A 12,188-nucleotide genomic window follows, 5' to 3' on the forward strand; every position below is an offset into this window, starting at 1 on the left:
ACGTCCACGTCGGGGAACTCCTCGGCTCCTCTGTCAGGAGGAGACCGGTTCGGTTGGTTTCACCGAGGAGCTTCCCTCTTTCCCGCTCGTCCCTCCTCGCCATCTACACACTTATAGGGACACGACCGTCAGGTGCCCTCCATGCGCGTGGTGGTCCTCACCGACGGCGCTCCGGAGTTGCATGCGCTGCTCGACGAGGCACTCGCCACGTACGCCCCCACGGCCAAGGGCGTCGTGCGCCTGGTGGACTTCTGGCACCTCATGGAGAAACTCGGCGCGGCGGCGCTGCTGCTGGCGTCCACCGAGCAAAAGGCCGCGGCCCTGCGCGAGAAGTGGAAGCTGATGCTTCTCAACCAACCTGGTGCCGTCTGGAAGCTGGTGCAGATGCTGGACGCCTCGGGCAAGCGCGACGGCGTGCTCGGCGACGGCCGCCCCGTCCACGAGGCGCTCACCTACCTGGAGAACCACGGCGAACGCATGCACTACGCCGACGCCCGGGCCGCCGGCCTGCCTATCGGCAGCGGCAATGTGGAGGCCACCTGCAAGTCGCTCGTGGCCCTGCGCATGAAGCGCCCCGGCAGCCGCTGGAAAGAGCAGTCCGGTCAAAATGTGCTCGACCTCCGCTCCCTGGTGCTTTCCGAGCGCTGGGACGCCGCCATCGACCTCACGCTCGCCCCTCTGCGCGCTCAGGTCCACCGGGCTGCGTGCTCAGGATGAGAGCCAGACCCGGACGGAGCCTCCCAGGCAGAATGTGAAAATGCGTCCCGTGGCGAGGCAATCCTCCACGGGACGCAGTTGGCCCAAGGTGACCCAGGTTCTACAAGTGCCCAGGCTGACACCTGGGTACTGCGGTGAAAGGATGCCGCCACGCAGAGTCCGACATTCGCTTATCGAGCAAATTCCGCTGGAAGCTCCCAGACAAAAACCGCAACACAGCCAGCTTCTCGACCCACCACCACGCGAAAGCTGCCTTCAGGAAACTCCGCGACATCCCCAGCGGCGAGCTGGGCGACCTGCGTGCCGAACTCCATCTGGCAGTGCCCAGTCAACACGTAGCACGTACCGGCCCGCATTCCGCCACCGAAATTTTCCCCCGGCGAATACTGGTCAACGCTCACCCGATACTTCCCCGCAGGCAAGTGCCGAGCACGCACACTCTCTTCCGAGAGGGGGGTGTTGGAGAGTTCGGACCAGCGTCGCACCTTGAGCTTTTTCGGTTCCATCATGCACCTCACGGCGGGAAGGTGATGCCAATCTGAGCGAACGCAGCCCGAGCATACGCCACGCTCTCGTCAGTCGGCATGAAATGGCCGCTTCGACTGCTGATCCTGAGGCCAAAGTACGTGTTTCCGGCACGGGCAATTTGAGCCTCACCCGCCGTAAGAACCGCACGCCCAGCGGATAGGACTGCGTGCTTGATCTCCACTCCCATGTAGGTGTGAGGGGCGACGATGAGCTGACCCGACTCCAGCACCACGTACTTTATCCTCTCACCACTGTCGACAAGCGCTTTTAAACTACGAAGGCTCGCCTCCATGATGGGGGCCTTCACTCTCTTCGCGTCTGCCATCTCCGCCGCGAGCATCTCGGGCATCGTATTCGGGAACAGCCGCCTCGCAATCGACGAGCTGTTGTGAACCCACGCGGTGGACTCGCCCACGAAATACGTGTGAGCGTCTTCCACTTCGAAGTTGAAGACCGGCTTGCGCTCTGCGGAACTCGCGACGGAGACCACGCGCATGCGCTCTCCCATGGCGGATTCAACCTCATCCCCCCACCCGAGCGACTGCGCCTCCGTCCAGCCTCGCCCCACGACGCCGAATGGATGCTCCGCCGTCACTCCGAACGATTCACGGGTGCCATCGGGTGACTCCAGCATGACTTCGAGCACGACCATCGCGGGCTTGATGAAGGTTTTCGACACCCGGTGCCAGCCTGGCACCTTCGTCTCCTCATCCCAGGCCCACACCCAGTCTCCCACCGCCACTTCCTCGATGGGCACCAACCCCTTCGCAGTAAGGACGGGTGTGCCCGCGATGAAGCAACCTCCCACCGCAAGGCTCGCAACGATGCCATCGTCCGCTTTGCTCCACAGAGGGCGTATCGCGGCCACGATGACAGGCGCAGCCTTCTTGATGATAACACCCACCACCTTCGCGGAGACGAAGGAGAGGACTACCTGAGCGGCTTCGCTGGCCAGGTTGTCCGTGTTGCCGCGCATCAACGACAGCATCAGGTTGAGCGACGTCGTGGCGAGCCCCGCGCCAGGGACGTAGGCCCACTTCGTGTCGCGCGCCCAGCCCTGCAGGTCGTCCATCTGTTTGTCGCTAAAGGCGAACAGTCCGCGTCCATCGCCCACGCAGAAGCGGCAGGAGGACTGGACGACGCCCGGCTCGAGGCCGCCGTTCTTGTCGGCGCCACCCGCGATGGCCGCGGGGCTGCTGTCTCCACCATCGGAGCTGTTGCCAACTTCCGTCGCCGCACCGTTTACCGAGCCCGCCGTCGGCGAGATGCAGTCCGACGGATTTGGGGAACCGCAGATTGAGGTCGCTTCGCCGTCGGCTGTGGGCCCCGTCCACATGACGCTCGAGATGGCCTCCTCTCCCGAGAAGCCCGACGGGTCGACGTACCGCAGCGGGTTGTTGAGGACGTAGCTGTAGCGGTTGAGGGACTGGCTCGCGTAGGGGGCCTGCACCACCGGGTCCGGCGTCAGGAAGCGCCCCACCTTCGGGTCATAGAGACGCCCCTTCATGTTGACGAGCCCCGACTCATCGTCCCACTCGTGGCTCGTGAAGCCCAGGCGCACGCTGCTGGCCGTGGTGGCCGGAGCCAGCGTCGGGTCATCGGCGCGACCCTGCGCTCCGAAGGGCTGGTACTTGCGCTGCTCCAGCACCGTGCCGGCGGCATCCGTCACCGTCTCCACCGAGCCCAGGTAGTCATTCAGCAGGTACGAGGTGACGGGCGTGGCGCCACTGCTCGAGGCCAGCGTCACCTGCGCCACCGCGCGGCCCTCGGCCAGCACCAGGAAGACGTGCGAGTCGACGCCCGCCTGCCGCCGCTTCTCGTAGACGCCCCCCACGTAGAGGGTGGAGTCCCCGTTGCCGTGCTGCTTCAGCGTCCGGCGCTGGAAGGCGTCATAGGTGAAGCTCAGCGTGCCCTGCTGCGTCTGCAGCGTTGCGGGCAGGTTGAAGGCCGTGTAGCTGATGTTGCGGAAGCGCCCTGTCCCCGCCTCCGCCGCGTTCGTCTGGTTGCCCGCCGCGTCGTAGGTGAAGCTCTCTGACAGCGTGCTGAAGTTCGCTGTCGTGCTCACGCCCGTGAGGGCGTGCCTGGGGGCGGACTGCGCGCCGTACTGGAAGTACAACTGCTCCGTCTGGGTGCCATTGCGCACCACCTTCTTGGAGGTGAGGTTGCCCAGGGTGTTGTAGCCGTAGTCGGTGACGGTGTTGTCGCACCGGGCCTGCACCGTCCAACGCTTCAGCCGGTCCAAGCCGTCATACTGAAAGGACTCCGACACCTGCTTCAGCGTGTCATGGCGGCTGCTCAGGCTGTTGTTGGTGTTGTAGCTGTAGGACAACGACTGGAGGGGGCTGCCCGCCGTCGTCGCGCCCACCCGGGACTCGATGAAGCGCAGCCGGCCCCGGTGGTCATATCGGTTCCACGTCGTCAGGACGTTGGCCCCGCGCGCTTCGACGAGCAGCCGTCCGGCCGCGTCGCGCTCCCTCGCCCGCCAGTACTCGGCTCCGGTGGACGCGTCCTTCACGGCCAGGGGGTAACCCGTCGCCGTATACACCTGCTGCGCCGTCAGCCGGGTACCTCCAGGGCCCGCCGGGTACCAGAGGGTGTCCGGGCGGCCGAAGCTATCGTAACTCTGGTCCACCAGGTGCGTCGCGCCGCCGAGGGTGAGCGCCTCCTGCGTCGGTCGGCTCAGCGTGTCGTACGTGTACGCCGACACCACGTCATCCGCCGTCGTCGTCGCGCTGCGCTCATTCACCGCCTGCGCCAGTCCGCCGACGCCATGCGCCGCGGTGTCCCACGTGAAGCGCGTCAGCCCATCCGCGTTGTCGACGAGCACCTCGCGGCCGAGCCTGTCGTACCCGTACGTCGTCTGCCGCCCCCCAGCGTCCGTCTCCTGGCGCACGTCGCCGAAGGCGTCGTACTCCGTGACGAGCGGCCCAAGCTTGGGCTCCATCAGCTTCGTGCGGCGCCCCAGGACGTCGTACTCCATGGAGGTGATGCCGCTGCTGTAGTCCCGCACCGCCTCCAGCAGACCGAACGGGCCATAGGAGTAGATGGTCGTCACCGAGGAGCCGGTCTGCTCTAGCTCTTCCACCACCAGCGGCTGGCCCAACGGAGAGAAGACCGTCGCCGTCCAGTTGCGCAGTTCGTCGAAATAGCGCGCGCTTCGGCCCTTGTAGACCCACTCCTGGAATGCGCCATCCGGCCTGGTGGCCTTCAACAGCCGTCCCAGGTTGTCGTAGGTGAAGGTGGAAGCCTTCGCGGGCTCGGCTTCAAAGCGCGGTTGCGTGGTACGGGCAGGGCGGCCGAAGAAGTCGTACTCCGTGGTGGCGTTCGTCCAGCGTCCATCCGCCGCCTGGGTGCTAACGGAAACCGGTCGCTCCCACCTGTCCAGCCGCTGGACGACGGTGGGGCTTCCAGCGCGCTGCACCGTCACGAGGGTGTCCCGCCCCGCGAGCGCATAACCCACCAACACGGATGGGCCAGCCGAAGCCCCGCCTTCGCGATAGGGCGCCGTCTCAATGCGCAGCCGGCCGAAGCCGTCATAGGCGCGGCGCGTCCTCACACCATTGGCATCCTCGGTGAGCGCCACCACTCCCAGCGCCGGGTGATGGGCCGTGTCATCACGGTGCCCCTCCGCGTTGATGCCCACGGTGGGGAAGAGCTTCTCGAAGTTGTCGTAGGAGACGCTCTCCTGGCGCGAGGGTGCACTGCCCCCATGCGTGGCCTCCGCGGACGTCACCTGCCCGGTGAGGTCTCTGGCGTAGGTGACGACCAGTCGCGTGTCCACGCTACCTTCCGGCTCCGTGACGGTGCGCCAGACGAGGTTCGACTCCGGGCAGGGCTCGCTGGCGCAGTACTGGTATGTCCGCGCGCGCGTGGCCTGCTGGCCGCTGGGAAACAAGTTCGTGGGTGGAGACGTCGACGTGTCCGTCACCCTCCGAGGCAGGCCCAGCACCCAGGTGCTGGGATGGTTCTCCACCTGGAGGGTGCGTTGCAGCCGGTTGCCAACCGTGTCGGTGGCGCTGAAGCTCGAGAAGGTGTCCTGCGACGTCACGTTGCCATAGGCGTCACACTGCTGGTCCAACACCGAGGCTGAGACATCGCCATGGGTGCCTTCCGTCTCAATCACCGTCGTCTTCACCTGACACAGGAAGCGCGTGAGACCCTCTGGCGCGATGCGTGCCTCCCGGAGGAAGGTAGTGACACGGCTGTGGGTGCCCGACGAGAGGGGAGTGTTGACCGTCTCCGACTTGGGCGAGCCGGCATGCAGGTAGAGCGTCCCGGTGCGAGTGACGTTGTCATATACCGTCGTCGTCGTCGCGTTCGTCGACGTGTCCGTGACGACGCGGCGGCCGAAGCCCAGCCAGCCACGGCCTCGCAGGTCCGTTCTCCCCTCCGCATAGCTGACGTCGTACTTGCGGAAGGGCGGCTCCAAGACATCATCCTGGCCATTGTCCACCGCGTACGAACTGACGACCCACATCCCACGCGTGCCGCAGTACTGCGGATAGGTGCAAGTACCGGGTGTGTAGCGGCCCTCGTCCTGCATCCCTCGCAGGGCCCGGTGCTCGAAACGGACGAACTTGCCATGGCCGTCGATGGCTTGCTGCAGTAGGTCCGGCTTGCCTCCCTGGCGCAGGTGCACAAGCAGCCTGGGATTCGGGGACGTCGTGGTTCCGTGAGCGACCTGGACGATGTCCTGCAACCCATCCCCGTTGATGTCGCCGACTCGCGTCAGCTTCTGTCCCCAACCCGAGCCCTCCAGGGGGGTGCTGCCTCCGGGAGTGGCGGTTCCATCCCCAGTGGCCCGGCCCACTTCGAGAGTGGAGAGGATCTGGGGCGTAAATCCCGTGCCCGTCGACAGCAACACCGTGAGGTGGCGACGTGGTGTGCCTCGGTCGAGGTAATACTCGGTGAGCAGCAGGTCTTGTCGCCCATCCATGTTGAAGTCGAGTACACGCAGGCCATTGTCGATGAATCGTCCCGTCTCACTCCATTGAGCCGGCCCGGGCAAACTGCCAGCGGGGAGGGTGAGCGTCTGGGGCGGCAAGAAGCCATTGCCGGTGTTGATCGCCAGTTTGAGGTTACGATGAACGTCACTATGTGGCTGGCGCTCCCTGTGCAACGTCAGCGCATCCGGGAGGCCGTCACCCGTCACGTCCACCATCCAGAGACTTAGGTAGTGGTGGGGCTGCGCCCACTCGTGATCCCAGGGCAGAGCTGACAGCGTCGTCGCCACCTCACGCATACTGCCGTCTGAATTGATGCCCACAGCCGTGTAGTAGTTGGCGAAGTCATCAGGAGTGTTGGACTGAGGCTTGCGCAGCAGTACTTCCGAGGCACCGTCACCATCCACATCGACGATGAGGCCAGCGTGCTCCAGCCCTGATTGGATGCCCGTAGGGGTGTATGCCGGGAAGTTCAAGGTGCCGCTAGTACCCAGCGGATTGAGGCGCCAAGCCCACTGCGCAGGCGTACTCGATGTCGCATTAGCATGACGCCAGGAGCGCAAGAGGTCTGGCAAACCATCAGCGTTGAGGTCCGCGGTCTGCAGACCCGGAGGGCGGAGGTTCGCCAGACCCGTGCCGCAAATAGCATACGTCTCGCTGCCGTCATTGATGGTGGTGGTGAAGTTGCTTCCGTTGAAACGGTAGAGCTGAATGTGACCGCTGATGTTGTGGACACAGCGGGAGCGATTGATGGCCAGGATGTCCGTCTTGCCATCCATGTCCATGTCCACGGGGGCCAGGTCATCCAGCGTGTCGCCGACCTGCGCCTCTGGGAGGTTGACGACCATGAACTCGCCGAATCCCGAGCCGGTGCTCAGCCGCAGGCGCCACTCCGTTTCCGGGAGACCGCCCGAGGGGCCAAAGCGAGTGAACCTATAGAGCAGGTCGTCCTTGCCGTCTCCGTTGACATCCGCAAGCTGTACCGTCCAGTAATCGCGGGCGACAAAGGGCTTCGTACTGTCGTATCTGGCGTCATTGTCGATGACATCGGGGATGCCAGTATCGATGGTCGTGAAGGACTCGGAGCCCAGTCCCCAGGAGAAGGTGGTGGGGGCCTTGCACACGTTGCGACCGTCACACTCCGTCACCGTCTTGAGCAGGCTACGGCCAGAGATGCTCTTCTCACTGCCCTCACGGTACTTCAGTGAATAGGAACGCCAGGAGGTGGTGGCACCGAGCTGTGTCTGGGAGACAGGCACGTCTGGCGCGAACATCTCGATGCGCTCCAGGCGCTTGGAGGTGCGCAGCTTGAATCCCGCGACATAGGACTCGTCCACGTCACCCGGCTCGTAGTTGAACACCACGCTGCGCCGAGGCAGGGCCACGCTAGCGTCGGTGTGCGAGCCGGTGTACTCGATGCGCGTCAGCAGGTGCTCGAAGCCCGTCGTGTGGGTGCCCTCCAGCGAGTACAGCAGGCGCATGTAGTTGCCCTGTCGGTCCTTCACCTCTGAGAGGGCCCAGGCAAAGCGCACCGTCTCGAGCGTGCTGGTGCTGACACCCGTGGGTGGCACCTGCTGAGGAATGACGCGAGCGCCCTCCAGCCTCGCGGCGTACGTGAGAATGCGTCCATTCTTCAGGCGCACCTCGAAGGAGTCCGGCGGGCCGCTGGCGGTGCTGGCAAGGAGCGTCACCCTCGCGAAGGTGTCGACCTCGGTGCGGTACTCGCTGCCGTTGGCGCCATACGCCGCCACGCTGGGGTTGGTGTGGACCAGGCGCGCACCATCCAGGCAGAACGCGTCCGACCTGTCGAAGCGCACCTGCCCGACGACGCCATCCTGCGCCAAGGACTTGCGGCACCGGGTGATGCGCGACGGCGTCCCGCCCAGCGTGAAGCCGACACCCGCCAGCCCCGCGCCCGAGCGACTGTTGTAGCTGAGCGCGAGTTCCGGCTGCATCCCGGCGCGCCCCGGGGGCACCCACAACGGCACGCTGTAGGTGGCCGCGCCGTCGGCCGTCAGCGAGTAGCTGCCCTCCGTCGCGCCAGGCGTGACGCCGGCCTGGGCGTTGGTGTCCACCACCGTCCCGGCTGGGGCGAGGAGGCGCTCGGTGCCACTGAGCCGGCTGGCAGTGGAGGCCGCCAGCTCATCATTCCCGTCCGGGCTTGATGCTGGGCCACAGGAACTCAGGAGATTGACGCCATACAGGCCAAGGGTGAGCAATGAGATGAGACGCTTCATCTGAACGTCCTTTCTGGGGGCATGCCTGCCATGAGGATTGGACGACTTCGTCGGGCGCGTCATTCCGAGGCCTCCTCGGACTTCGGCAGGCTCATCTCGCCACCCACACATTCGCCGGCCCTGCAATAGGCACTCCCGAAACATGATCCGCAGCTCATCGTTCCACCACAGCCATTATCGACGCTGCCGCACTCCCTTCCGTCGCAGGCATTGGGGTCAGGTGAGCAGCCACAGACGTTGGGGGTGCCGCCGCCGCCGCAGGAGTTGTAGCCCGTGCAGGCACCGCCACAGCTATAGGTGCCACCGCAACCGTTGGACACCAGTCCGCAATTCTTCCCGGCGCAGGCCGTCGCCTGTGAAACCGGCGTACAACCACAGACGTTGGGCGTGCCGCCACCGCCGCAACTCTGGGGGCTGGTACAACCACCGCAGTTCCACGTGCTACCGCACCCATTGGGGACCAGTCCGCACTTGCCGGAGCAAGCCGTCTGCTGAGGAATGGGCGCGCAGGCGCACACGTTGGGGACGCCTCCCGTACCGCAGGCCTGGCCGCTGGAGCAGGTGCCGCAGTCCAGCGAGCCTCCGCAGCCGTTGGAGATGACGCCACAGTTCTTGCCTTGCGCCACACACGTCGTCGGCTCGCAGCACACCTGGGCCACATTCACCGCGCACGCGTCGCCGTCCACACCCGAGGAGCCCTCGTCGATGGCCCCATCGCAGTCATCGTCCCGCCCGTTGCAAGTCTCCGCGGTGCCCGAAGCGCCATCCGCGATGCCGTCGTGATTGTCGTCGCAGCCGTTGCAGTCGATTTCGCTCGTCGGAGCCACGGGGCGACACAAGCCGATGGAGCCATTTTGATGACAGGAGGCATACCCCCCCGTGCCACAGTTGGGGCAGGGCTTCGTGCTTCCTGGAGCCCAGACGCAGGTGCCTCCCGTGGGGGAGCACGACATCACTCCGCTGCAGCCGTTGGACATGGTGCAAGGCACCCCCGCGAGCCCCTCGTCCACAGCGCCATCACCATCGTCATCGCACGCGTTGCAGAGTTCGGCCCGGTAGGCGGAGCAGGACTCCGCCATGAGATCGAATTCCGAGCAGTACCGATAGCCCGTACGGCCACACACGGTGCACGACTGGGTGGACTGCCCGGTGGGCGTGCACGGTCCTAGATAGAGGCCTTCGCAGTATGCAACGCCTTTGCAGCTTCCAACGGTGCATGAACGGGGCTCCATATCCCCCTCGGCACATGGTCCCGCATGGGCCGGTATGCTGAAGAACTGCAGGGCGAGCGCGACGAAGGCCAGCGTTCGACAGAGGAGCCTTCTCCACCCATTGGAGAGGCTCCGGCTCCTCGGCACGCTGGGTGACATGCAACCCCGGGCTTTCCGTGTCGCGAAAGCAACCAGCAGGAGCCAGAAGCTTCCGAATGCCGGTCTCATCGCGATTCTCCTGGGGTTGAGGCGGATGCGGTGTTCGACGAAATTCGCGGGTGCGCCATCGATGTGTTTCGTGGTGACACGGGCCCTCTCTTTGGCCTGCGAACGTGGCTGCAGGAGCTGAGGTGGAAAGTTCAATTCGTGGGCCAATGTCTGCCGCGGCTCCATGCCATGGCATTTGTGGATGGCATCTTTCGGTTCGGACCAAGCATGCAGAGCAACGAACATCTATCCTTGACTCAGCGGTCACGCGCCGTCTGCAACCCTTGGAATCCCTGATGGTCTGGAATCTGCGCTATCAGCGAATGCCAACCCCATGAGACGCAGCAACGTCGGGCGTCCGCAGCAAACCCGGGGAGGGAACAGGGTCAACTGCGCAGAAGGCGGCGTACACGAAGCCGGACGGCAGTCTCGAAACGCGGACGTAGCTGGCTCAAGCGGACTTTGTCGAATCGCACGAACCCGATAGACGAAGCAGGAACTGGATGGACGCCCTGGCGCGGCGTGAGCAAGTGTGGCCCCATGTCACTCCCCTCCTCTCGCCCCACCGTGGACGCCGCGCTGGTCCGCCGCGTGGAGCTGGCCCAGGCCGCGCAGAACCGCGCCGCGACTCCCTCTCACGGCATCCTCGAAATCGCAGGCGGTCTCGCCCTCTTCAATGGCGCCAACTCGCCGCTCACCCAGGCGCTCGCGCTCGGACTCTCAGGCCCCGTCAGCGCCGAGTCCCTCGACCGCGTGGAGGCCCACCTGGGACCACAGGGTGGTCTCCTCCAACTCGACCTGCTCCCCTTCTCCGACCCTTCGCTCGCGCAGGAGCTGGCCCGTCGCGGCTACCGCGTCGGTGAATTCCAGCAGGTCTTCGTGCGCGCCCTGCCCGCGAGTTCTCCTCCCCCCACCGCACCCGGCGTCGAGCTTCGTCCGCTCCACCCCGGAGAAGCCCAGGTCTTCTCGCGCACCGTGGCCCAGGGCTTCATGGGACGTGACGAGGTCTCCGACGAGGAGGCCTCGCTCATGCTGGGCACCGCGACCATGCCCGGCACCACGTGCTTCCTCGCGCTCGTGGACGGAGAGCCCGCGGGCGGCGGCACCGTGGCCGTACACGACGGCGTGGCCACCCTGTCCGGCACCGGCGTGCGCGAGCGCTTCCGCGACCGGGGACTCCAGCAGGCACTGATCTCCACCCGCCTCGACTGGGCCACCCGTCAGGGCTGCACCCTGGCATCGAGCAGCACCCTGCCCGCCAGTCCCTCACAGCGGAACATGGAGCGCCTGGGGTTCTTCGTCGCGTACCCCAAGGTCGTGATGATGCGCGAGCTCACATCGCCCCCCGCTGACACACGTCCCCCAGGAGCGCCCCGCGCCCTGACGCCAGGGTAACTCGTGGGATGGCCAGGGCAGTAGGCCACCTGAGAGGTATTCAACCTGCTAGATTCGTCAGAGTCCAGGAGACCTCTGACGTCCATGAGTCCGCATCCATCGCCGATGCCCCCGGAAGCCCTGCCCCCGGGCTTCGTCCTGACGGGAGGCTGGCGCATCCTCGAGAGACTGGGCGTAGGCGGCTACGGCGTCGTCTACCGCGTGGAGCCGGTGGACTCGCCGGGGCGCTACTTCGCCCTCAAGCTCACCCGTCACACCGCCGAGGGCCGCGCCCTGCGCGAGCTGACACTCCTCTTGGACCGGGCCGTCCACCCCAACGTGGTCGCGGTCCACGCCTGCGGCCGCTGGCCGGACATCGTCACGGGCCATTTCTACTTCGTCATGGACTGGGTGCCCGGACCGCCGCTCCACGTCTGGGCGGAGCGACACAACCCCTCCTTCCGACAGCTGGCGGAGACCTTCCGCCGAGTCGCCCTGGCGCTGGACACCCTGCACGCCGGAGACGTGCTGCACCGGGACCTCAAGCCGGAGCACATCCTCCTGCGAGACACCGAAGGAGACCCTGTCCTCATCGACCTGGGCGCGAGCGCGTACACCGGCGCGCCCACCCTGACCACCGGCCCCCTGCCTCCGGGAACCCGCCACCTGCGCAGCCCCGAGGCCATCCGCTTCCATCAGCGCCACTGGCGCCACCCGGACGCCCGCTACCTGTCCGTCGCCACCGATGACCTCTATGCCCTGGGCGTGTGCCTCTACCGCGCGACCACGGGCCACTACCCCTTCCCTCCGGACTGGCCCGCGGACGTGCTGTGCGCCGCCATCACCGTCCTCGTCCGGGTACCACGACGTCGGCGTCACCGTGGACACGCAGGTGACCCCCTGCTTGTCCTCCGCGCAGGCATATGCGCCCGCGCACTGGAACGAGTCCGTGCACGCCTCGGTGAGCTGGG

The 12,188-nt window shown here is 66.0% G+C and carries 4 protein-coding genes and 1 pseudogene; 3 read left to right on the forward strand and 2 right to left on the reverse strand.

The window, feature by feature from the left end; translation table 11 throughout:
• Positions 1-147: 147 nt before the first annotated feature.
• Positions 148-717, forward strand: a pseudogene (locus FL311_RS34505) (ISKra4 family transposase); the annotation flags it as partial.
• Between the two features lie 170 nt (positions 718-887).
• Here the strand turns inward: FL311_RS34505 and FL311_RS34510 are convergent.
• Entirely contained in the window at positions 888-1,226 is a 339-nt protein-coding gene (locus FL311_RS34510) for a hypothetical protein (RefSeq protein WP_141331942.1), read from the reverse strand.
• A gap of 5 nt (positions 1,227-1,231) precedes the next feature.
• Positions 1,232-8,425: an FG-GAP-like repeat-containing protein gene (locus FL311_RS34515; protein WP_194869476.1), complete on the reverse strand. Its 7,194-nt coding sequence runs from the start codon at positions 8,423-8,425 to the stop codon at positions 1,232-1,234.
• A gap of 1,958 nt (positions 8,426-10,383) precedes the next feature.
• Between FL311_RS34515 and FL311_RS34520 the strand changes: the two genes are divergently transcribed.
• Positions 10,384-11,238: a GNAT family N-acetyltransferase gene (locus FL311_RS34520; RefSeq protein ID WP_141331944.1), complete on the forward strand. Its 855-nt coding sequence runs from the start codon at positions 10,384-10,386 to the stop codon at positions 11,236-11,238.
• A gap of 84 nt (positions 11,239-11,322) precedes the next feature.
• Positions 11,323-12,188 (forward strand): serine/threonine-protein kinase (locus tag FL311_RS34525; RefSeq protein ID WP_141331945.1); only part of this gene is annotated, 866 nt, incomplete at its 3' end.

The organism is Myxococcus sp. AB025B, assembly GCF_006518215.1.
Classification (GTDB): Bacteria; Myxococcota; Myxococcia; order Myxococcales; family Myxococcaceae; genus Myxococcus; species Myxococcus fulvus.

Bases quoted from the DNA above. Each gene is read 5' to 3' on its own strand.
- FL311_RS34515 (WP_194869476.1), bottom strand. From the start codon at position 8,425: ATGAAGCGTCTCATCTCATTGCTCACCCTTGGCCTGTATGGCGTCAAT.
- FL311_RS34510 (WP_141331942.1), bottom strand. From the start codon at position 1,226: ATGATGGAACCGAAAAAGCTCAAGGTGCGACGCTGGTCCGAACTCTCC.
- FL311_RS34520 (WP_141331944.1), top strand. From the start codon at position 10,384: ATGTCACTCCCCTCCTCTCGCCCCACCGTGGACGCCGCGCTGGTCCGC.